Source organism: Lapidilactobacillus wuchangensis (genome assembly GCF_003946645.1).
GTDB lineage: Bacteria > Bacillota > Bacilli > Lactobacillales > Lactobacillaceae > Lapidilactobacillus > Lapidilactobacillus wuchangensis.
The window spans coordinates 333,426-355,370 of sequence record NZ_RHOU01000002.1; the positions used below are offsets into that span (position 1 = coordinate 333,426).

20 protein-coding genes and 1 tRNA gene are annotated in these 21,945 nt (G+C 42.4%); 20 read left to right on the plus strand and 1 reads right to left on the minus strand.

Annotated features, from left to right (window positions below; genetic code table 11):
- Positions 1-2 precede the first annotated feature (2 nt).
- The 9 genes from uvrA (at position 3) to EKM82_RS03485 (ending at position 7,739) form a co-directional block, all read left to right on the plus strand.
- Positions 3-2,873: an excinuclease ABC subunit UvrA gene (gene uvrA / locus EKM82_RS03455; RefSeq protein ID WP_125766925.1), complete on the plus strand. Its 2,871-nt coding sequence runs from the start codon at positions 3-5 to the stop codon at positions 2,871-2,873.
- Positions 2,874-2,903: 30 nt separating this feature from the next.
- Positions 2,904-3,056 (plus strand): hypothetical protein, encoded by a 153-nt coding sequence (locus EKM82_RS11270; protein ID WP_164508082.1) that lies wholly within the window; start codon positions 2,904-2,906, stop codon positions 3,054-3,056.
- A gap of 215 nt (positions 3,057-3,271) precedes the next feature.
- Entirely contained in the window at positions 3,272-3,412 is a 141-nt protein-coding gene (locus tag EKM82_RS11275; RefSeq protein ID WP_164508083.1) for a hypothetical protein, read from the plus strand.
- Between the two features lie 250 nt (positions 3,413-3,662).
- Positions 3,663-4,202 (plus strand): HdeD family acid-resistance protein, encoded by a 540-nt coding sequence (locus tag EKM82_RS03460; protein WP_164508084.1) that lies wholly within the window; start codon positions 3,663-3,665, stop codon positions 4,200-4,202.
- Between the two features lie 60 nt (positions 4,203-4,262).
- A complete protein-coding gene (gene rapZ / locus EKM82_RS03465; protein WP_125766927.1) occupies positions 4,263-5,156 on the plus strand; it encodes an RNase adapter RapZ in 894 nt (297 codons plus the stop codon).
- The gene (locus EKM82_RS03470; protein WP_125766928.1) at positions 5,153-6,169 is read left to right on the plus strand and encodes a gluconeogenesis factor YvcK family protein; all 1,017 of its coding nucleotides are present in this window, start codon (positions 5,153-5,155) and stop codon (positions 6,167-6,169) included. Before rapZ ends, EKM82_RS03470 begins: the two co-directional genes overlap by 4 nt.
- Positions 6,170-6,189: 20 nt before the next feature.
- A complete protein-coding gene (gene whiA / locus EKM82_RS03475; RefSeq protein ID WP_125766929.1) occupies positions 6,190-7,140 on the plus strand; it encodes a DNA-binding protein WhiA in 951 nt (316 codons plus the stop codon).
- 12 nt (positions 7,141-7,152) lie between these two features.
- Positions 7,153-7,599 carry a MarR family winged helix-turn-helix transcriptional regulator gene (locus EKM82_RS03480; protein WP_125766930.1) on the plus strand — a complete coding sequence of 149 codons (447 nt, stop codon included), beginning with the start codon at positions 7,153-7,155 and terminating at the stop codon, positions 7,597-7,599.
- 68 nt (positions 7,600-7,667) lie between these two features.
- A tRNA-Arg gene (locus EKM82_RS03485) sits at positions 7,668-7,739 on the plus strand.
- Positions 7,740-7,929: 190 nt separating this feature from the next.
- Here EKM82_RS03485 and EKM82_RS03490 read toward each other — a convergent pair.
- Positions 7,930-8,712 (minus strand): sulfite exporter TauE/SafE family protein, encoded by a 783-nt coding sequence (locus tag EKM82_RS03490; RefSeq protein WP_125766969.1) that lies wholly within the window; start codon positions 8,710-8,712, stop codon positions 7,930-7,932.
- Positions 8,713-8,871: 159 nt separating this feature from the next.
- On the opposite strand from EKM82_RS03490, the gene EKM82_RS03495 reads away from it, so the two are divergent.
- The 11 genes from EKM82_RS03495 (at position 8,872) to smpB (ending at position 21,937) form a co-directional block, all read left to right on the plus strand.
- Complete coding sequence (locus EKM82_RS03495) at positions 8,872-9,717, plus strand: glycosyltransferase family 8 protein (protein WP_125766931.1); 846 nt, start codon at positions 8,872-8,874, stop codon at positions 9,715-9,717.
- 128 nt (positions 9,718-9,845) lie between these two features.
- Complete coding sequence (gene clpP, locus EKM82_RS03500) at positions 9,846-10,442, plus strand: ATP-dependent Clp endopeptidase proteolytic subunit ClpP (protein ID WP_125647557.1); 597 nt, start codon at positions 9,846-9,848, stop codon at positions 10,440-10,442.
- Between the two features lie 1,075 nt (positions 10,443-11,517).
- Positions 11,518-12,555, plus strand: a complete 1,038-nt coding sequence (locus EKM82_RS03505) for a sugar-binding transcriptional regulator (RefSeq protein ID WP_125766970.1) — start codon at positions 11,518-11,520, stop codon at positions 12,553-12,555.
- A gap of 33 nt (positions 12,556-12,588) precedes the next feature.
- Positions 12,589-13,614: a type I glyceraldehyde-3-phosphate dehydrogenase gene (gene gap, locus EKM82_RS03510; protein ID WP_125647554.1), complete on the plus strand. Its 1,026-nt coding sequence runs from the start codon at positions 12,589-12,591 to the stop codon at positions 13,612-13,614.
- Positions 13,615-13,725: 111 nt separating this feature from the next.
- Complete coding sequence (locus EKM82_RS03515) at positions 13,726-14,937, plus strand: phosphoglycerate kinase (protein ID WP_125766932.1); 1,212 nt, start codon at positions 13,726-13,728, stop codon at positions 14,935-14,937.
- Between the two features lie 18 nt (positions 14,938-14,955).
- The gene (gene tpiA / locus EKM82_RS03520) at positions 14,956-15,711 is read left to right on the plus strand and encodes a triose-phosphate isomerase (protein ID WP_125766933.1); all 756 of its coding nucleotides are present in this window, start codon (positions 14,956-14,958) and stop codon (positions 15,709-15,711) included.
- A gap of 89 nt (positions 15,712-15,800) precedes the next feature.
- Positions 15,801-17,129 (plus strand): phosphopyruvate hydratase, encoded by a 1,329-nt coding sequence (eno, locus tag EKM82_RS03525; RefSeq protein WP_125766934.1) that lies wholly within the window; start codon positions 15,801-15,803, stop codon positions 17,127-17,129.
- Between the two features lie 932 nt (positions 17,130-18,061).
- Positions 18,062-18,298, plus strand: a complete 237-nt coding sequence (gene secG, locus EKM82_RS03530; RefSeq protein ID WP_125766935.1) for a preprotein translocase subunit SecG — start codon at positions 18,062-18,064, stop codon at positions 18,296-18,298.
- A 61-nt stretch (positions 18,299-18,359) separates the two neighbouring features.
- The gene (locus tag EKM82_RS03535) at positions 18,360-19,109 is read left to right on the plus strand and encodes an alpha/beta hydrolase (protein ID WP_125766936.1); all 750 of its coding nucleotides are present in this window, start codon (positions 18,360-18,362) and stop codon (positions 19,107-19,109) included.
- Between the two features lie 8 nt (positions 19,110-19,117).
- Entirely contained in the window at positions 19,118-21,442 is a 2,325-nt protein-coding gene (rnr, locus tag EKM82_RS03540; RefSeq protein WP_125766937.1) for a ribonuclease R, read from the plus strand.
- A 24-nt stretch (positions 21,443-21,466) separates the two neighbouring features.
- Positions 21,467-21,937 carry an SsrA-binding protein SmpB gene (gene smpB, locus EKM82_RS03545; protein WP_125766938.1) on the plus strand — a complete coding sequence of 157 codons (471 nt, stop codon included), beginning with the start codon at positions 21,467-21,469 and terminating at the stop codon, positions 21,935-21,937.
- The last annotated feature ends 8 nt before the right edge of the window (positions 21,938-21,945 follow it).

Genomic DNA, 21,945 nt, shown 5'->3' on the forward strand with positions numbered 1-21,945 from the left:
ATTTGGTTAATGACAAAATTGTGATTCATGGCGCCCGCGCTCATAATTTGAAAAATATTGATGTGACGATTCCCCGCGATAAGTTAGTGGTCGTCACTGGTTTGTCAGGCTCTGGTAAAAGTTCCCTGGCTTTTGATACGTTATACGCTGAAGGTCAGCGTCGTTACGTGGAAAGTTTGTCAGCGTATGCGCGCCAGTTCTTAGGTCAAATGGAAAAGCCGGATGTGGATTCAATTGATGGTCTCAGTCCAGCAATTTCAATTGATCAGAAGACGACTTCCAAGAATCCACGGTCAACTGTTGGTACGGTGACGGAAATCAATGATTATTTGCGGTTGTTGTGGGCCCGAGTCGGCACGCCGATTTGTCCTAATGATGGGACGGTAATTTCCAGTCAATCAGTTGATCAAATGGCGGATCGGGTCTTACAACTTCCCGAGCGAACCAAGATTCAGATTTTTTCGCCAATTGTTCGCCAGAAAAAAGGCCAACATAAGAAAGAATTCGATAAGATCAAACGCGAAGGTTACGTCCGCATTCGGGTGGATGGTGAAGTTCACGATATTAATGATGAAATCGAATTAGATAAGAATAAAAAGCATGATATTGATATTGTGATTGACCGGATCGTCGTGAAATCTGGTATTCGTTCACGTTTATTTGATTCGCTGGAAGCAGCGCTGCGCCTTTCAGAAGGTTATGCCAATGTCGATGTGATCGGCGGCGAAATGTTAGTTTTCTCAGAACATTACGCTTGTCCACTTTGCGGTTTTACTGTTGGCGAAATGGAACCACGGCTGTTTTCGTTTAACGCGCCATTTGGTGCTTGCCCTGACTGTGATGGCTTAGGGGTCAAACTGGCAGTCGATTATGATTTAGTGATTCCTGATCCATCGTTGACGTTGAATCAAGGTGCTTTGGCGCCATGGAATCCAATTAGTTCCCAATATTATCCTGAATTATTGAAGCAAGCAGCGAAGGCTTTCCGAATCAACATGGATAAGCCATTTAATAAGTTAACGGAACGGCAACGGAAAATTGTGTTGTACGGTTCTGAAGGCAAGAAGTTCCATTTCCACTATCAAAACGATTTTGGTGGCGTTCGTGATGTTGATGTGGAATTCGAAGGTGTCATTCCTAACGTCAAGCGGCGTTACAATGAAACCAATAGTGATTTCACGCGGCAAACGATGCGGCAATATATGACTGAGTTAACTTGTGAGACTTGTCATGGCGCCCGCCTGAATCGCCAAGCATTGGCCGTTAAAATCGGTGGCGAAGATATCGCTCAAGTTTCGGAATTGCCAGTTAACAAAGCCTTACCATTTTTTGCTCAATTAACTTTGTCAGACCAACAATTGACAATTGCGAAGCCAATTTTGAAAGAAGTTCGTGATCGTTTGACTTTCTTGGAGAACGTTGGCTTGGATTATTTAACGCTGTCTCGTTCAGCGGGCACCTTATCTGGTGGTGAAGCCCAGCGAATTCGTTTAGCGACCCAAATTGGTTCCAACTTATCTGGGGTGATGTATATTCTCGATGAGCCGTCGATTGGGTTGCATCAGCGTGACAATGATCGTTTGATCAGTTCGTTGAAGAAAATGCGTGATTTAGGCAATACTTTAATCGTGGTTGAGCACGACGAGGATACCATGCGCGCCGCTGATTATTTAATTGATATCGGCCCTGGCGCTGGCGAACAAGGCGGTCGGGTAATGGCGGCTGGGACGCCAGCTGAGGTCGAAAAGGTGCCAACTTCTTTGACGGGACAATATTTATCTGGTCAGAAGTTTATTCCGTTGCCCTTAACGCGCCGTCCTGGCAATGGTAAGCAGATTACCGTGATCGGTGCCGCCGAAAATAACTTAAAGCAAATTGATGTTGATTTTCCTTTAGGTCAATTTGTGGTGGTCACTGGTGTTTCTGGCTCCGGTAAGTCAACGCTGGTCAATATGATTTTGAAACGAGCTTTGGCTCAAAAGCTTAATCGTAATTCGACCAAGCCAGGTGCTTACAAGTCGATTAAAGGTTATACCAATATTGATCGGTTAATTGATATCGACCAGAGCCCAATTGGTCGGACACCACGGAGTAATCCGGCAACTTATACTGGTGTCTTTGACGATATTCGTGACTTGTTTGCCCAGACGAACGAGGCCAAGCTACGTGGTTATAAGAAGGGCCGCTTCAGTTTTAATATTAAAGGTGGTCGTTGTGAAGCTTGTAAAGGCGACGGCATTATTAAAATTGAGATGAACTTCTTGCCCGATGTTTTTGTGCCTTGCGAAGTTTGTCATGGCAATCGTTATAATTCAGAAACCTTGGAAGTTACTTATAAAGGCAAAAATATTGCCGAAGTCTTACGGATGACCGTAGCCGAAGCCTTAGACTTCTTTGCGGCAATTCCGAAGATTCGTAAGAAATTACAAACGATTGTTGATGTTGGCTTAGGTTACGTGCAACTTGGTCAGCCAGCCACGACTTTATCTGGTGGTGAGGCCCAACGGATGAAACTGGCCTCAGAGTTACACAAACAGTCCCCAGGTCACAACTTCTATATCTTAGATGAACCAACGACTGGCTTGCATTCAGATGATATTAAACGTTTGTTGGAAGTATTGAATCGTTTAGTTGATGAAGGCAATACTGTTCTGATTATTGAGCATAATCTGGATATCATTAAATCAGCCGACTATTTGATTGATTTAGGGCCAGAAGGTGGCGAAGGCGGTGGCTCAATTGTGGCCACTGGTACGCCAGAAGAAGTTGCTAAGGTGAAGGCTAGCTATACTGGTCAATACTTGGCACCAATTCTTAAACGTGATCGTGCTCGCACCGTTGCTGCAGAAAAGAATTTAAAAGTATCAAAATAGCGGCAAGACTGCCCCAATTGAGGAAGGTGGTTGCTGGGCGATTTAGATGGTGTGGAACGCAGTGGCCGTCGATTTGAGCTTATTGCTAGCGCAACAATCTCAAATACGAGGCTTTTTCTAAGCGATAAATCGCCAAGAATAATTTCACAGCTGACGCCAATCGCCCAGCAACCACCTGTATAAACTAACAGAACTGATTACCAATAATTGGAAAAACAGATCGGTATAAACTAATAGGCCTGTTTGACAAGCTTTCTGGATAAAACCAGAGAAATGTCAAACGGGCTTTTTGCTTGGCTATTCAGTTATCATTGCAATTCAAATCAAGTTGATTGGTTCCACTACAATTGCCTTAAGCACTAACCAAATTGAAGTACTCCACCTCAACCCCAGACGGAATGGAGGGCGTGGTTGTCAGCCGCCAAATTTGTCTTATTGCTTTAGCGATTAGACAAAGGCTCGTATTTGAAACAATTTGGTCTTTAATTGGTTCAAATCGATGCCGGCCGCGTTCCACAACCAGCAAGCCCGGAATGTAGTCAGAACCGATTCTGTTTTATAGCCTTACATGGGTTAAATTTTTTTGGTGTTGAAACGTGTTCGGATCGGTAAATGGCTATGCCTAATTTAATTATTTGCTCGGTCACTTGCAGTGCCCAATCAAATAATTGAAATTACGCTACGCCAAAAACCCGCTGCCCCTCACACTCTGTTCCAATAGTTGACATGTTCGTTCAAACTGATATTCTAAATCTAGTTATTATTTATTTTTTTGAGGAGGAATTGTTCATGTTTTGGCGACAAAAATCTTGGGGTTTTGATTGGCCCTTATTCTTATCTGGTATTATTTTCTTAATTGCAGGTTTCTTTTTGGTGGCGCAACCATCTGCTTCTCTTGTTAGCATTGTCTTGATTTTCGGGATCATGGCCATTGTTCAGGGGATTTCTTGGTTAGGTAACTTCTTCCATTATCGTGATTATATTAATGGCATGAGCTTCTTCGTTATTTTGGCCGGGGTCCTCGATATTTTAATTGGGATTATCTTCATTACCAAGATTTATGTCGGTGCCATTGTGATTGCCTATGTCTTTGCCACTTGGTTCTTGATTGATTCTGTGATCGGTATTATCGTTGCTGGCCATTTACGGAACTTTGGTAAAGCTTATTTCTGGATTTCTTTGATTTTAGATATTTTAGGTGTGGTTGTGGCAGTTATGATGCTCTTCAATCCATTGTCTTCCTTATTAACAATGACCATGTTACTTTCGATTTATTTTATTATTTTCGGGGTAAATAATGTGATTATGGCCTTTGCTCACCGCGGTTAAGCGAAAAGTTCAAACAAGAAACGCCCGGTGTGTTATAATTCATCAGAGGACGTGTTGAAAATGGTCAAACCTGATACTTTAAATCTAGTTATTATTACCGGGATGAGTGGTGCCGGTAAAACAGTCGCAGTCCAGTCCTTTGAAGATCTGGGCTATTTCTGTATCGATAATATGCCACCAAGCTTACTGCCTAAGTTCTGGGAATTAGTCAAAGAATCTGGCAAAATCACAAAAATTGCCTTAGTGATCGACTTACGGTCGCGGGCTTTTTACGATGAGATTATTTCAATGTTATCTGGTTTAGATAACACTAATTTTGTGACCACTAAAATCCTGTTCCTAGACGCTTCTGATGAAGAGTTGGTCAGTCGTTATAAGGAGACTCGTCGTTCCCATCCATTAGCCATGGAAGGCCGTTTATTGGACGGTATTAAGAAGGAGCGGCAATTATTAGGTGAGATGCGTAATCGCGCCCAGCTGATTATTGACACCACTAATTTGTCACCGCGCCAATTACGGGAAGAGATTTTTGATAACTTCAAGAGTTCTGACAATCCTGTTTTTCATATTGAAGTGATGTCCTTTGGCTTTAAATATGGCTTGCCAATTGACGCCGATATTGTCATGGACGTGCGTTTCTTACCGAATCCTTATTATGTTCCGGCTTTTAAGAATAAAACTGGACTCGATCAACCGGTGGCAGACTATGTGAATCAACAGCCAGCCACAGAAAAGTTTTACCAGCAATTTATGGCCATGTTGAACACTGCTTTACCAGGTTATCAGAATGAAGGTAAGACAAGTTTAACGATTGCGATTGGTTGTACTGGTGGTCAACATCGTTCAGTTGCCTTAACTGAGCGCGTTGGTCATGCTTTGCAAAAGGCGGGCTATCCCGTTGACATTACCCATCGTGATTTAACAAAACGCAAAGAAACGGTGAATCGCTCATGAGTCGTACAAATCGAATTGTTCGCGTAATCAAAGGTCGGCGGCCAAAGATTGTCGTTATCGGTGGCGGGACAGGTTTACCGGTTATTTTAAAGAGTCTTCATCAACAAAATGCCGATATTACCGCGATTGTGACCGTGGCAGATGACGGCGGTTCGTCAGGGATCATCCGTGACTATATTAACGTCGTGCCACCTGGTGATATTCGTAATGTGTTGGTGTCTTTATCAGATATGTCGCCATCTTACTTAGACATTTTTCAGTACCGGTTTGAAAGTAAGGACTCTTTCTTTGCCGGTCATGCCATTGGTAATTTGATTATTGCGGCACTCACTGAAATGGATCACAACATTTTCGATGCGGTGCAAACTTTGTCGCAAATGATGGCCGTTGATGGGCACGTTTATCCGGTTGCTAACGAGCCCTTAACTTTAAATGCCGAATTTAAAGATGGTACTACAGCGGCTGGTGAAACTGAAATTTCTGGTGCACGCAAACAGATTAAGCGAGTTTGGGTAACTGATACCGATGACCCTCAGGAACAACCAGTAGCTGTGACACCAGTCATTCAAGCGATTATGGATGCCGATGTGATCGTCCTGGGGCCCGGCAGTCTGTTCACAAGTATTCTGCCTAATTTAATGGTTAAAAACCTTCAGGAAGCTTTATTGAAGAGCCCAGCTGAAGTGATTTATATTTGCAATATTATGACGCAGAAGGGCGAAACCGAGCATTTCAGCGATGCTGATCATGTGCGAATCATTAATGAACACCTCGGTGCAAAACGAGTCGATACGATTTTGGTGAACGCTGAAAAAGTACCTGACGATTATTTGGATTATCAGAAATACAACGAATATTTAGTGCCTGTTAGCCATGATTTCGAAGCGTTGCAGCAACAATGTACGCGGATTATTTCCAATGATTTCTTATCATTACATGATCATGGTGTCTTCCATGATGGTAATAAAGTTGCCCGTGAAATCCTTAACCGGGCCTTTCAGCCCAACCATTAATTAGAGTAGGAGGTGGGCCAATGGCATCTTATGCAAGTGAAGTTAAAAAAGAGTTGACCCAACTCGAAGTTCATCCTGAACATGCCCGCGCTGAATTAGCGGCATTGTTACGGATGAACGGTTCCTTGGCGATTGCTCACCGGCAATTTGTCTTAAACGTTCAGACTGAAAATCCAGCCACCGCGCGCCGAATTTATTCATTGCTGAAGCAAACTTATGCCATTGAAGCTGAATTACTAGTTCGGCGCAAAATGAAGTTAAAGAAGAACAATCAGTATATCGTGCGGGTGGCTAATAATGCCGAGCAAATCCTGAGCGATTTAAATATCGTTAGCAAAACCGATCAATTAAACATCCTGACTCGAGTGCCCGACTGGATTTTACATGATGACCAGTTAAGCCGTTCCTATTTACGTGGCGCCTTCCTAGCTGGTGGTAGTGTGAATAATCCGGAAACTAGCCGGTATCATTTGGAAATTTATTCACTGTATGACGATCATAATCAGGATATTTTAGCGCTGATGAATCAATTCCAATTACATGCGAAAACAACTGAGCGGCGCAGTGGTTACATTAGCTATCTTAAGGAAGCAGAACGAATTGCCGACTTTTTACGGGTGATCGGCGCCACGAATGCGATGCTGAAGTTCGAGGATATTCGGATTGTGCGCGACATGCGTAATTCGGTTAATCGGTTGGTCAATTGCGAGACAGCCAATCTGAACAAAACCATTGATGCTGCCACGCGGCAAATTGAGAATATTAAGTATTTACAGCGAACGGTTGGCTTGGATTCGCTACCAGATAAATTGCAAGAAATCGCCGAGTTACGCTTAACTTATCCTGAAACAACTTTAGGTGAGTTAGGGCAATTGGTGCCAAGTGGCGCTATTTCAAAGTCAGGCATTAATCATCGCCTTCGTAAATTGAACGAAATGGCGGAGAAAATGCAGAACCGTTTGGTCGGGTAAGGAGAAAGTACGATGTCAGAACCTATTTTGTTAGATGAGCAGCTTTGTTTTGAAGTTTATCAAGCGCACAAGGCTTTTAATCATTTTTATGCGCAGGCCTTAGCGCCATTCCATCTAACCTATGCGCAATATATTGTTTTATTGGTGCTTTACCAAGAAGAAAAAATTTCTGTCAAAGAGTTAGGCCAACATGTTGGCTTAGATTCTGGGACCTTAACGCCCTTACTGAAACGCTTAGAAAAGGACGGCTGGATCAAACGGCAACGTAGCCAAGCCGATGAACGCCGGCTTGAGATTGGCCTGACCACCATGGCACAACGCAAGAAGGAAAGCATCTTTGAACATGTTCGTGGCTGTGTCAATGTCTTAGAATTACCAGAAGAGAAATATCGCCGCATGATGACCGATGTTGATTTTCTGACCAATCAAATTAATCACGCAACAGAAAAGTTATCTTAATCTAAGAATATCTGCGGAAAACTATTGCTATTCCTGAAGTTTTTAGGTAAAATAGTTTTTGTTGCATTGGGTCCTTAGTGTAATGGATCGCACGTAAGATTCCGGTTCTTGAAATCTGGGTTCGACTCCCAGGGGACCCACTAATCAGTATTTGCCAGTAATCATCAGGTGTTGTAGACGCCGTGGTTGCTGGCTTTTTTGTATCTGAAGTCATGACAACTTATCAATTAATTTCATCAATCAGTAGCCTTTATGGTAAGCCGCAAAATAAAAAAGACATCATCAATTGATGATGCCTTTTTATTTTGGCAATGAGTTGCGATAGATTAATTATTGTAAATAAGCTTGAACGAATAAGCTGCCAGCAAGAATGAAAGCACCAATTCCGATGATAATTTTAATTGTGCGTTCAGGAATTAGGCGGACGATTTTCGGACCAACGAAACCGCCAATTAAGAAACCAATAGCTAGCGGGATAATGTAGGACCACTGAATGGTGGTTTTAGTTGCGTAGACGATTGCCGAAATCAAATTAGCTAGGCCTAAAGTGATATTCTTCTCAGCGTTATATTGGGCAAAGGGCAACGGACTGATCACCGCCAGTAACGATAACATCAAGACACCACTGGCCGCACCGAAATAACCGCTGTAAACGCCGACTAGGAAAATCCCAGCCCAAGTTAAGACTTTAATGAATTTAGCCCGGCCTGTTTCAGTTTGACCACTGATTGTGGCTAACGGTGTTGTGCGCCGAGGCAATAGCACCACGATGGCAGCTAACAAGATGAAGAAAGGCACGATTTTCTGGAAAGTACTAGCAGGAATAGCAAAGAGGATTAGCGCCCCAGTAACACAGCCAATTAAGGTTAGGGGCAAGATGACTAGCAAATCTTTGCCGTGACCGTGCAATTCCTTTTGTGAGGAAACAGTGGCACCAACACCAGTGAAGAATAGCGCGTAAGTGTTGGTAACGTTAGCGGCCACTGGCGGTAAACCAATTGCTAATAAAATTGGATATGAGACCAATGATGCTAACCCGGTTGCTGTACTTACGATCCCAGCAGCAATTCCCGTGGGAATCAAAATTAACCATAATTGCCAAATTGCACCCATCATAATCATCCTCTGACATTTGTTGTTAACTTGATCATAACTCTTTTTATTGAGAGTAGCAGTAAAATTTTAGCTAAAGATGTTTTACAGATTAGAAGCTTGTTATAATAAATTGAATCACAAAAATCCGCTGAACAGCGAAGATAGTGAGGGAAATTGATGGCGCAGAAAGTAGAACCAATTGACATTCTAGTGACTTTAAATCAGCATTACCTGAAACCTGTTTCGGTGATGCTGGTCTCATTGTTTGAACACAATCCGCAGCAGCATTTTCGAATTTGGTTGATTCATGAGGAGATTCCAATGGCAGATTTGCAACAGCTGCAAGCCTTGGTTAATCATTATCAGCAAGAGTTTACCGCGGTGAAAGTTGATGGTGAACAGTGGCGCCAAGCACCAACAGAGGATCGTTATCCAATTGAAATGTATTTCCGCTTGCTGTGTGGTGAATTATTACCGCAGCAGCTCAAACGAGTTCTTTATTTAGATCCAGATATTTTAGTATTGAATTCGGTGGTACCATTGTGGCAATTGGATTTAGGTGAGAGCACTTTTGCAGCGGCAACGCACACGGGGATGACGAATTTAGTCACTGACTTGAATAAGTTGCGGCTGGGAACGGATCATGCGTATTTCAATTCCGGGGTCATGTTGATCGATTTGCAACGAGCACGGCAATTGGTTCATTTCGCGGATATTCAAGACGTTATTGCCACTAAGAGCGAGTATTTATTGTTACCAGATCAGGATTTATTGAATTATTTATATGGTCGCGAGATTAAAGAAATTCCTGAAGAAATTTGGAATTATGATGCCCGCAAATATGCGGTTTATTTTACTCGCAGTTTAGGCGAGAATGATTTACACTGGATTATGAGTCAGACAGTTTTCCTACATTTTTGTGGTCAGCCCAAGCCGTGGGAGGCGCGTCATGATAATCGGTTCACCGCGTTGTATGCGAATTATCAGCAATTAACGGCGCGATTATTGGCTCGTCTTTCTTGAGGCGGATTGAATAGAAATATTTTTAAGTTATTAAGCAAAAATGTTTGACCTATTTTGACTAATATGCTAAATTAGCAGAGTGATCATTTAAGTGCTAATTTCTTAGCACGATTTAAGGAGGCTACAATATGTTAGTGCCAACAGTTATTGAGCAGACTTCACGTGGCGAACGTGCCTACGATATTTACTCACGTTTATTGAAAGACCGCATTATCATGTTGTCTGGTGAAATTAACGATCAAACGGCCAATTCAATTATTGCCCAGTTACTTTTCCTAGACGCACAAGATTCAACTAAAGATATTTCGATTTATATCAACTCACCTGGTGGTGTCATTACTTCTGGTTTGGCCATCATGGATACGATGAACTTCATTAAATCTGATGTTCAAACGATTGCCATTGGGATGGCAGCTTCAATGGCCAGTGTACTTTTGGCAACTGGGACTAAGGGCAAGCGCTTTGCTTTACCTAACTCCACTGTCTTAATTCACCAACCATTAGGCGGCGCTCAAGGCCAAGCAACTGAAATTGAAATTGCTGCTGAAGAAATCGTTAAGACTCGTAAAAAGATGAATAAGATTTTATCTGATGCAACTGGTCAAGACATGGCAACAATCCAAAAGGATACTGAACGTGATAACTATATGACTGCCGAAGAAGCTAAGAATTATGGCTTGATCGACAAGATCATGGTTAACATGAACGAAAAGCCAAGTAAGTAATTGACTGAATTATGCGTGGTTAATTGACGTCAATCGTCAAAACCGCATTGGTAATCGCGCAAGAATATAATTTAATACCGCAATGATAACTTTTTAAGTAAAAGTGTCACTGCGGTATTTTTTTGTTGTTTGGTGTGGGGTTAAGTCCCTCCTAAGTTGAGAGCGGCAGGGGCCCAGCGATTAAGAGGGCGTGGAACATGGTGGGCATTGATTTGAGCTTATTGCTGGCGCAACAATCTCAGATACAAGCCTTATTCTAACCGCTAAAGCGGCAAGAATAATTTCACCATTGGCGCCAATCGCTGGTCCCCTGCCTGGCTGAAACTTGCAGAATTAGGCACCACTATTTGGCCGAACCAGATTGTGGTGATACAAGAACGGCGTGACAATTTCTATTTGATGAATAGAGAAGTCGTACCGCTTTTTGCTATTTAACTATTAGTACTAATTGAAATGGACTAGTAAATCCCACGGTCACTGGCTTAAGTGGTAACAAAGATGAAGTGAACTAACTCAACTCCAGACGGAATGGAGGGATCTTGGCGCCAGCCGCCAAATTATTGTTGGTGCTTTAGCACTTACAATAAGACTTGTATTTGAGATTGTTGCGCAGCAATAAGCTCAAATCAATGTCGGCCGCGTTCCACGACAAGCAGCCCGCAATGGAGTCAGAACCAATTTAGTTTCGACACTTCCACTAAAATATCAATGTTTTGAACTGCTATAGTGGGCTCAATTAGCCTTAATCGCCAAGACAAATCATATCCTATTCCAGAAGTGAGTAAGTCTGTTATAATAGTAGAGGCACTTCGATTGCAACCAAATTGACTGCCTGCACAAACTATTTTCAAAATTGTCCGGTTATAAAGACCGTTCTAATGGGATTCTATTAGAAATATTTGTGATTTTGTGATTGAAGCGCTTGCAAATCTTGCATTCTGAATTAAGCGTTGTTATAATAAACTTGTGCTTGAGATAGGTGTTATGTATTGATAAGCGCCTTATTTTTTGGCATAGATGGGTCGCTAAATGACACCAATGGACGATTACCGTCCCACTGAAAGGTCTGGCTATGATGCAAAATGACTTATCGTGGATAGATACAATCGCCCCAGGCTTCTCAAATACCATTCGGCAACGCTATTTGATCCTCCAACGGATTCAATGGATGGAGCCGGTTGGTCGGCGCACGTTGGCCCAAGAACTTGGTTTAAGTGAGCGTGTTTTACGAACGGAAACCGACATTTTGAAAGCCTCTGGATTGATATTATCCTCTAAATTAGGTATGGTATTAACAGAGAGCGGACATGATGTTCTCGTCAAACTTGACGATTTAATGTCAGATTTGTTAGGCTTTCCTCGTAAGGAACGGCGCTTGGCTGCTTTGCTGGGAATTGATCACGTGTTGATTGTTTCGGGCGACAGTGATCAGCAACCAAGAGTTTTGGAAAATGTGGGTCAGCTCTTAAATAAGACCTTATCCGTCTTATTACCTAACGGACAAAACGTGATTGCGGCAATGGGTGGTTCAACGATGGCAGTTGTTGCCAAAGAGTTGACACCTGAATTAGCCCAACAACGTGAGTTATTATTTGTCCCGGCTCGTGGTGGGGTTGGTGAGCGAGTTGATATCCAAGCCAATGCGATTTGTTCGCAAATGGCGCAACGAACGGGCGGCAGTCATCGTAGCCTGTACGTCCCTGAGGATATCAGTGAACAAACCTATGAACCGTTGCTTAAAGAGCCATCGATCAAATCAGTTTTAGATTTGATTTCTCACGCCAATGTTGTCTTGCACAGTATTGGCGAGGCCATGACCATGGCTGAACGTCGGAATATGTCTACTAGCGTGATTAACCAATTAAAGGCACGTCATGCTGTGGCTGAAGCGTTTGGTTATTTCTTCGATGAGGAAGGTCAGGTCGTTTATAAGATACCGCGAATTGGTTTACAGATTCGGGATCTTACTGATATACCGTATGTATTTGCCGTTGCTGGTGGCGCTAAGAAGGCCGCTGCAATCCGCGCTTACATGCACAATGCACCTCAACAGACGTGGTTTCTCACGGATGAGGGTGCCGCTAACTCGCTTTTAAAAGGGGCAACCTTTTAAAGAAATTTTTATTTCCTGAAGGAGGAAATTTGTATGACTGTAAAGATTGGTATTAACGGTTTCGGCCGTATTGGTCGTTTAGCATTCCGTCGTATTATGGAACTTGGTGCAAAATCAAGTGATATCGAAGTTGTTGCTATCAACGATTTGACTTCACCTGCTATGTTAGCTCACTTATTAAAGTATGATTCAACTCATGGTACTTTAGATGCTGAAGTTAGCGCAACTGAAGACTCAATCATTGTTAATGGTAAGTCATACCATGTATACGCTGAACCACAAGCACAAAATATTCCTTGGGTTAAAAATGACGGTGTTGACTTTGTACTTGAATGTACTGGTTTCTACACTTCTAAAGCTAAAGCACAAGCTCATTTGGATGCCGGTGCTAAGCGTGTCTTGATCTCTGCTCCTGCCGGCAGCGACCTTAAGACAATTGTTTACAGTGTAAACGAAGACACATTAACTGCTGACGACAAGATCGTTTCTGCAGGTTCATGTACTACAAACTCATTAGCTCCATTCGCACAAGCTTTGAACAATGAATTTGGTATCGAAGTTGGTACTATGACAACTATCCATGCTTATACTTCAACTCAAATGCTTCTTGACGGCCCAGAACGTAAAGGTAATGTTCGTGCTGCACGTGCTGCTGCTATCAACACTATCCCTCATTCAACTGGTGCTGCTAAGGCTATTGGCTTAGTATTACCTGAATTAAAGGGCAAGTTACAAGGCCATGCACAACGTGTTGGTGTGCCTGATGGTTCTGTTACTGAATTAGTATCAATCTTAAGCAAGCCAGTTAAAGACGCTGACGAAGTAAATGCTGCTGTTAAGAAATACACTATCGATAACCCTTCATTCGGCTACAACGAAGACAGCGTTGTTTCTAGCGATATCATTGGCACAACATTTGGTTCAATCTTTGACCCAACTCAAACTGAAGTTACAACTGCTGGCGACAAGCAATTAGTTAAGGCTGTTGCTTGGTACGACAACGAATACGGCTTCACTTGCCAAATGGTTCGTACTTTATTGAAGTTTGCAACTCTTTAATTAGAAATTTCAAACTAAATATTTAAACTTTGAACTGTTGATTTTTAAGGCGGAGGGAGGTCGACTCCTTTCGCCTTTTATTATGAAAAAAATTCTTGGAGGTTGTCCACAATGGCAAAATTAATTGTTTCTGACGTTGATGTTCAAGATAAGAAAGTCTTAATTCGTGTTGACTTCAATGTGCCTATTAAAAATGGCGTGATCGGTAACGATAATCGGATTGTTGCTGCTTTACCAACAATCAAATATGTTACTGAACATAATGGCAAGGCGATTTTACTTTCACATCTTGGCCGAATCAAGAGTGACGATGACAAGAAGGAATTGAGCTTACGCCCAGTTGCTGCTCGTTTATCTGAATTACTCGGCAAAGAAGTTAAGTTCGTACCAACTAACGAAGGTGCTGACTTAGAATCAGCTATTAACGCTATGAAAGACGGCGACGTTATCTTAATGGAAAACACTCGTTTCCAAGATATCGACAATGACTTTGGCAAGCGCGAAAGCAAGAACGATCCTAAATTAGGCGAATACTGGGCATCATTAGGTGACGTTTATGTCAACGATGCTTTCGGTACTGCTCACCGTGCACATGCTTCTAACGTTGGTATTGCAACAGCTATGAAAGCTGCTGGCAAACCTGCTGCTGCTGGTTTCTTAATGGAAAAGGAAATCAAATTCTTAGGGACTGCCGTTGACAAGCCAGTTCATCCATTTGTTACCATCCTTGGTGGTGCAAAGGTTTCTGACAAGATTGGTGTCATCGAAAACTTGATTCCTAAGTCTGACCATATCTTAATCGGTGGTGGCATGGCTTACACATTCTTAGCTGCTCAAGGCCACAAGATTGGTAAATCATTATTCGAAGCTGACAAGCTTGATTTAGCTAAAGAATTATTAGCTAAGGCTGGCGACAAATTAGTCTTACCAGTTGACAACGTTGCTGCTGCTGAATTCTCAAACGACGCTAAGCATGAAGTTGTTGGCCAAGACATTCCTGACGGCGAAATGGGCTTAGATATCGGTCCTAAGACAATTGCTTTATTCAAAGACATCTTAAAAGATGCTAAGACAGTTGTTTGGAACGGCCCAATGGGTGCTTTCGAAATGAGCAACTATGCTGAAGGTACTTTGGAAGTTGGTCGTGCTTTAGGTGACTTAACTGACGCAACAACAATCATCGGTGGTGGCGATTCAGCTGCTGCTGCAATCCAATTAGGTATTGCTGACAAGATTACCCACATCTCAACTGGTGGTGGCGCTTCGCTTGAATATCTTGAAGGTAAGACTTTACCTGGTATCGCTGCAATTTCTGAAAAATAATTTCTGAGGTGAAAAATATTGCGTAAACCAATTATCGCTGGTAACTGGAAAATGAATAAGAACCCTCAAGAAACCCAAGCATTTCTTGAAGCTATCAAAGGCAAATTGCCTGCTGCTGATCAAGTTGAATCAGTTATTGCAGCACCTGCCATTGACTTAAACGCTTTGGTTTGGTTCTCGAAGGATTCTGATCTTAAAGTTGCTGCTGAAAACTGCTACTTTGAAGACGAAGGTGCTTTTACTGGTGAAACTTCACCTAAAGCTTTGTCTGAAATGGGCGTTGACTATGTTGTTATCGGTCATTCAGAACGTCGTGGCTATTTCCACGAAACTGATGAAGATATCAACAAAAAAGCTAAGGCTATTTTCCGTAACAACATGTTACCAATTATCTGCTGTGGTGAAAGCTTGGAAACACGTGAAGCTGGCAAGCAAACTGACTGGGTTGTTGCTCAGATCAAGGGTGCTCTTGCTGGTTTAACTGCTGAAGAAGTTTCTAAATCAGTGATTGCCTACGAACCAATCTGGGCAATCGGTACTGGTAAGACTGCTTCTGCTGACCAAGCTCAAGAAATGTGCCATGCTATTCGTGAAGCTGTTAAAGGCTTATACAACGAACAAACTGCTGAGAATGTTCGCATTCAATACGGTGGTTCCGTTAAACCTGCTAATGTTAAAGAATTAATGGCTAAACCTGATATTGATGGTGGCTTAGTCGGTGGTGCCAGCATGGTACCTGATTCATTCTTAGCTTTAGTTAACTATCAAAATTAATCACGATTCTTAGTTATTTTTCAATGAAAATTTGTTAAAATGATGATATCAACCGAATTTATTCGGGAAAATTTAAAGGAGCGAACTAAATGTCTGTAATTACTGATGTTTTAAGCCGCGAAGTCTTAGACTCACGTGGTAATCCTACTGTTGAAGTTGAAGTTTATACTGAATTAGGTGGCTTTGGCCGCGCTATTGTTCCTTCAGGTGCTTCTACTGGTGAACACGAAGCTGTTGAATTACGTGATGGCGACAAATCACGTTTTGGCGGCAAAGGTGTTTTAAAAGCTGTTGCTAACGTTAACGACATCATCGCTAAAGCAGTTATCGGCATGGACGCTACTGACCAACGTGCATTAGACCAAGCTATGATTGATCTTGATGGCACACCAAACAAAGGCAAATTAGGCGCTAACGCTATCTTAGGCGTATCTTTAGCTGCTGCACGTGCTGCTGCTGATGAATTAGGCATGCCTTTATACGAATACCTTGGCGGCCCTAACAGCTACGTATTGCCAACACCAATGATGAACGTTATCAATGGTGGTGCTCACTCTGACAACAAAGTGGACTTCCAAGAATTCATGATCATGCCTATCGGTGCTAAATCAATCCGTGAAGCAGTTCGGATGGGTTCAGAAACTTTCCATACTTTGAAGGGCTTATTGGAAGCTGACGGCAAAGCTACTTCAGTTGGTGACGAAGGTGGTTTCGCACCTGACTTTGCTAACAACGAAGAACCTTTGCAATACTTAGTTGACGCTATTACTAAGGCTGGTTACAAGCCTGGTAAAGACGTTGCTATTGCAATTGACGTTGCTGCTTCTGAATTATGGAATGACGAAGACAAGAAGTACAAGTTACGCTGGTCAACTGGTGAAGAATTCGACACACCATCATTCAGCAAGTATCTTGAAGGTTTAGCTGACAAGTACCCAATCGTTTCTATCGAAGATCCAATCGACGAAAACAACTGGGACGACTGGGCAGAAATCACTAAAGAACTTGGCAAGAAAGTTCAACTTGTTGGTGATGACTTCTTCGTTACTAACACTGCTTACCTTGAAAAAGGTATCAAGATGGGTGCTGCAAACTCAATCTTAATCAAAGTTAACCAAATCGGTACTTTGACTGAAACTTTTGAAGCTATTGAAATGGCTAAAGAAGCTGGCTACTCAGCAATCGTTTCTCATCGTTCAGGTGAAACTGAAGATACAACAATTGCTGACTTGGTTGTTGCAACTAACGCTGGCCAAATCAAGACTGGTTCAATGAGCCGGACTGATCGGATTGCTAAATACAATCAATTAATGCGGATCGAAGACCAACTTGGTGATGCTGCTAAATACAACGGTATCAAGAGTTTCTACAATGTTGATTTCAACAAAAATGGTTTCGCTGCAAAGTGGGACAAATAATTAACTAAGTTAGACGAGAGTGTCGCTGTGGAATTCCACAGCGGCATTTTTTTGTGTTTTGAACCAAAATTAGAAAGTGCCAAGTCTTGCCAATTGGGACGGTGGTTGCTGGGCGATTTAGAGGGCGTGGAACGCTGTGGCCATCGATTTGAGCTTATTGCTGACGCAACAATCTCAAATACGAGGCTTTGACTAGCTGCTAAAGCAGCAAGTCAAATTTCACAGCTGACGCCAATCGCCCAGCAACCACCTGTACAAACTTACGGAATTGAGCACCACTGTTTGGAAAAACAAATTGATATAAACTAATAAGTCCGTTTGACAAGTTTTCTGGATGAAAGAGTGCTATAGTCCCTTTAAAACGTCAGACAGACTTTTTGATATGCCGTTCAGTTGTGATAACAATTTAAATGAAGTTGATTAATCCCACTATAATTGCCTTAACCACTAAAAACAGTGCAGTGTACTATTTCAACTTCAGACGGAATGGAGGGCGTGGTTGTCAGCCGCTAAATTTGAGACTGTGCCATAGGTCAGATATTTGCTGCAATCTTACAATGGCTGCATTGATTGCTAGCAAAAATAAAGTGAACCACTTCAACTCCAGACGGCGTGGAGGGATCTTGGCGTCAGCCGCCAAATTGTACTTAGTGGCTATGCCACTTAGTACAAGACTTGTATCTGAGACAATTTGGTTTGTAATTGGCTCAGATCAACGTCGGCCGCGTTCCACGCCAAGCAGCCCGGAACAGAGTCAGGCTCAGTTCTGTTTCAGCACCATCACCGTTTTTTAGTGCTTTGTCTCGACACTTTTAATTCAGTGAGTAAACAGAATACTGCACAAGTTATTCGCTGTTGACTAGCAATCACACTAAGATTATGGTAAAATTTCATAAGTAAGAAACTCAGGTTATAGTTCGGAGGCAAGCTTCATGTACAATGTCATTCAGACGTTATTAATTATTGATTCAATTGCCATCGTGATCGCGGTCATGATGCAACCATCAAAACAACAAGATGCTTTAAACGCCCTTTCTGGTGGTGGCGGTGAGTTGTTTGGACAAACAAAGAAACGTGGCTTTGAAGCCGTGATGGAACGGGTCACAGCTGTTTTAGGCGGTCTCTTTTTTGTTCTTGCATTGGTATTAGTTTATCTGTCTTCGCATTAGAATGATTAGCTAAAACTCCTGCGATTGCGGGAGTTTTTTTGTTAAGAATAAGGAGCATGATATGGATCGTCAATGGCCACAGCCACTATTTCTTGCTGGTTCGCGGAACGTGGCAGTTCTTTTACTGCATGCCTACACTGGTAGTTCAACTGATATGCGTTTATTAGCTCAGGCTTTAAATCGCCAGGGCTATTCAGTTTTGGTACCGCAATTTCGAGGTCATGCAACGGCAGATCCGCTCAATATTCTAATGATGGGGAGTCCAGCAGCTTGGTGGCAGGATACTTTAAAAGCAATTGCTGATTTGCAGCATCGCGGTTATCAGCGGATTGCTTGTTTTGGCTTGTCGCTTGGTGGCATCTTTGCTGCAAAGGCCGTGCTAACGCAAGCAAGTGTTATTGCTGGGGGAACGATCAGTGCGCCGATTTTTACTGACGATTTTTCCCGCATACCGAAGCAATTTATTCATTATGCGCAAAAAATCGACCAGTTAGTCGGCCGCGACACTTATCAACAGCAACGTGAATTACAATTGATTCAGCAATTATTACCTCAGCAACTAGCAGATGTGCAAAGTTTGACACGGCAGCTGCAACCGAAAATGGCCTTGATTCAAAAGCCTTTTTTGGTGGCTCAAGGTGGCTGCGACGAATTAATTGATCCCCAAGCCGGGCGTCGTTTAGCTAAACAGATTCCGGCACAATGGTTGACGTTTTGTTGGTATCCTGAGGCCGGGCATGTTTTGACGGTCAATCAGGCTCATCAACAATTGGGCCAAGATATAACCAGTTTTCTCGATAAATTGAAATGAGGGTTTAGATGAAAAATGATGATTATTTAACAGCGGAAGTGCTCGAAATTTTCCGGGCCAATCCTAATCGGAAATACGCTGTTCAAGATATTAATGATATTTTAAAATTAAATGGTGCTAATTCTTTCAAGCGCGTGGTGCGAATTTTAGCAACTTTAGAAGGCGAAAACGCCATTAGTGTTAACGAAGGTGGTCGTTTCAAATTAACACCAACTTCTGAAGAAGTCACTGGTCGGTTTGCGGCTAATGATAAGGGGTTTGGCTTTGTTCGTTTAGAGGCTGATCCTGACAGCAAGGAAGAAATTCCAGATGTTTTCGTACCAAAGCAGAAAACAGCTCATGCCTTACAAGGCGATACGGTAAAGGTGAAGCTTGTTAAGGCCGCTAATCCTTGGAATGGCCGCGGACCTGAAGGCGAAGTTGAGGAAATCATTGAACATGGTTTAACGCAATTAGTTGGGGAATTCATTCCTTACAGTGATCAACAAGTTAAGAAAACTGGCTTGTTAGGTAGCGTTCGCAGCCATGACAAAAAGTTTGCTTCTTACCCGGTTTATATTCGTGACACGGGGATCCATCCTCAAGCTGGGGACATGGTTCAAGTTGAAATTACCGAATATCCTAGCGATGCTTTTCCAACCCGAATGTTGGGGATTGCGATGGCCACTTTAGGTAATAAGAACGATCCCGGTGTTGATATCATGACGATTGTTTATCAACATGGCGTGCGGACCGAGTTTCCTGAAGATGCGCTGGCTCAATCAGAAGAAATTCCTGATGAATTATTACCACAGGATTGGGCTAATCGTCGCGATATTACGGACCAACAAGTGGTGACGATTGATGGCGATGATTCGAAAGACTTTGATGATGCCGTCACTGTTTGGCAATTACCAAATGGCAATTATCATTTAGGTGTTCATATTGCCGACGTTAGTCATTATGTGACTGAGGATTCTCCTTTAGATAAAGAAGCTTTTGCTCGTGGGACCAGTACTTACTTGACCGACCGCGTTTTGCCGATGTTACCATTCCGTTTATCAAACGGGATCTGCTCATTGAATCCTAACGAAAATCGCTTGGCCTTGACTTGTGACATGGAAATTGATGATCGCGGTCAAGTTGTCAAGCACGAGATTTATCCTAGTGTGATTCGTTCAAAGGCACGCCTAACTTATAACAACGTAAATAAAATTTTGACCGATCATGATCCTGAATTGACGGCTGAATATGAGCATTTGGTGCCAATGTTGACACAAATGTCAGCTTTACATGAAATCTTATTTGCTAAGCGCCATCGTCGTGGGGCAATTGATTTCGAAGAAACTGAAGCTCAAATCAAGGTCGATGAAAAAGGCTGGCCAATTGATATTGTTCTGCGGGATCGTGGTTTATCAGAACGGATGATCGAATCCTTCATGTTGGCTGCAAATGAGACAGTTGCTGAACATTTCAGCCGCGAACAAGTGCCATTCTTGTACCGGGTCCACGAAACACCTGATGCTGAAAAAGTGAAGTCATTCTTCGAATTTGTTTCTGCCTTTGGTATTGTTGGCCATGGTAAAGCTGACCACATTAAGCCAATTGAATTGCAACAAGCTTTAGCTAAGGTTGCGGGCACGCCGGAAGAAATGGTTGTTACGACGATGCTTTTACGGAGTATGAAGCAAGCTCATTATTCAACTGAACAACTGGGACATTTTGGGATCGGTGCTGATTACTATACCCACTTTACCTCACCAATTCGCCGTTATCCTGACTTGATCGTCCATCGTTTGATTCATAGTTATGCCGCTGTTGGTAAAACAGAAGCTAACAAGGAAAAATGGACGGAGAAGTTACCAGATATTGCCACTTTCACTTCAGAACAAGAGCGTCGTTCAATTGATACTGAACGTGATGTTGATGACCTGAAGAAGGCCCAATATATGATGTCAAAAGTCGGCCAAGAATTTACTGGTGTGATTGCGTCAGTCTTGAAGTTTGGGATGTTTGTTTCCTTAGATAATACAGTTGAAGGTTTAATTCATATTTCGAATTTACGTGATGATTACTACGATTATGATGAGAGACAAATGACTTTAACTGGTGCTAAAACACATACCATCTTTAAGATTGGGCAAGAAATCAAAGTCAAAGTTTTACGTGCTGATCCTGATCAAGGTCAAATCGATTTCATTATTGCTGGTCAGGATACACCAGCAGATTTCACTGATTCGAAATCAAAGCCAGCAGCTAAAACAACTGGTGCGCCATCACGACACCATAATAAGTATGAACGCAAAAATGATGGCAAAAGTAATGGACGGCGGCCTCAAAAGAACCGTCGTTAGTCAATTGAAGAGGTGGTGTTTACTTTGGCAAAGAGAAAAGAAAAACCTCGTAATCAAGTGGCAACTAACCGCAAAGCGCAACATGACTACACCATCACTGACACGTATGAAGCGGGGATTGCGCTGACTGGTACTGAAATTAAATCAGTTCGTGCAGGCAAAATTAACTTAAAAGACGGGTTTGCCCAGTTTCATCGTGGCGAGTTATGGTTAGAAAATGTTCATATTAGTCCTTATGATGCCGGCAATCGCTTTAATCACGATCCGCTGCGCAATCGTAAACTGTTACTGCATAAACGTGAGCTCGCTAAAATCAGTGGCGTGATTAAAACCGCTGGGATGACCATTGTGCCTTTGAAAGTTTATTTAAAGCATGGTTATGCTAAAGTGTTGTTAGGCGTTGCGCAGGGTAAGCATGAATACGATAAGCGTGAGACCATTAAACGTCGTGAACAAGATCGCGAATTGCGCCGCGTCCTAAAGAATAATTTCTAAGAAACGTT

Coding starts and splice junctions, on each gene's coding strand:
- EKM82_RS03490 (WP_125766969.1), bottom strand. CDS start 8,712: ATGGGTGCAATTTGGCAATTATGGTTAATTTTGATTCCCACGGGAATT.
- clpP (WP_125647557.1), top strand. CDS start 9,846: ATGTTAGTGCCAACAGTTATTGAGCAGACTTCACGTGGCGAACGTGCC.
- EKM82_RS11275 (WP_164508083.1), top strand. CDS start 3,272: ATGGAGGGCGTGGTTGTCAGCCGCCAAATTTGTCTTATTGCTTTAGCG.
- EKM82_RS03495 (WP_125766931.1), top strand. CDS start 8,872: ATGGCGCAGAAAGTAGAACCAATTGACATTCTAGTGACTTTAAATCAG.
- whiA (WP_125766929.1), top strand. CDS start 6,190: ATGGCATCTTATGCAAGTGAAGTTAAAAAAGAGTTGACCCAACTCGAA.
- EKM82_RS03470 (WP_125766928.1), top strand. CDS start 5,153: ATGAGTCGTACAAATCGAATTGTTCGCGTAATCAAAGGTCGGCGGCCA.
- rapZ (WP_125766927.1), top strand. CDS start 4,263: ATGGTCAAACCTGATACTTTAAATCTAGTTATTATTACCGGGATGAGT.
- EKM82_RS03480 (WP_125766930.1), top strand. CDS start 7,153: ATGTCAGAACCTATTTTGTTAGATGAGCAGCTTTGTTTTGAAGTTTAT.
- gap (WP_125647554.1), top strand. CDS start 12,589: ATGACTGTAAAGATTGGTATTAACGGTTTCGGCCGTATTGGTCGTTTA.
- eno (WP_125766934.1), top strand. CDS start 15,801: ATGTCTGTAATTACTGATGTTTTAAGCCGCGAAGTCTTAGACTCACGT.
- secG (WP_125766935.1), top strand. CDS start 18,062: ATGTACAATGTCATTCAGACGTTATTAATTATTGATTCAATTGCCATC.
- EKM82_RS03535 (WP_125766936.1), top strand. CDS start 18,360: ATGGATCGTCAATGGCCACAGCCACTATTTCTTGCTGGTTCGCGGAAC.
- EKM82_RS03460 (WP_164508084.1), top strand. CDS start 3,663: ATGTTTTGGCGACAAAAATCTTGGGGTTTTGATTGGCCCTTATTCTTA.
- EKM82_RS03515 (WP_125766932.1), top strand. CDS start 13,726: ATGGCAAAATTAATTGTTTCTGACGTTGATGTTCAAGATAAGAAAGTC.
- EKM82_RS03505 (WP_125766970.1), top strand. CDS start 11,518: ATGCAAAATGACTTATCGTGGATAGATACAATCGCCCCAGGCTTCTCA.
- rnr (WP_125766937.1), top strand. CDS start 19,118: ATGAAAAATGATGATTATTTAACAGCGGAAGTGCTCGAAATTTTCCGG.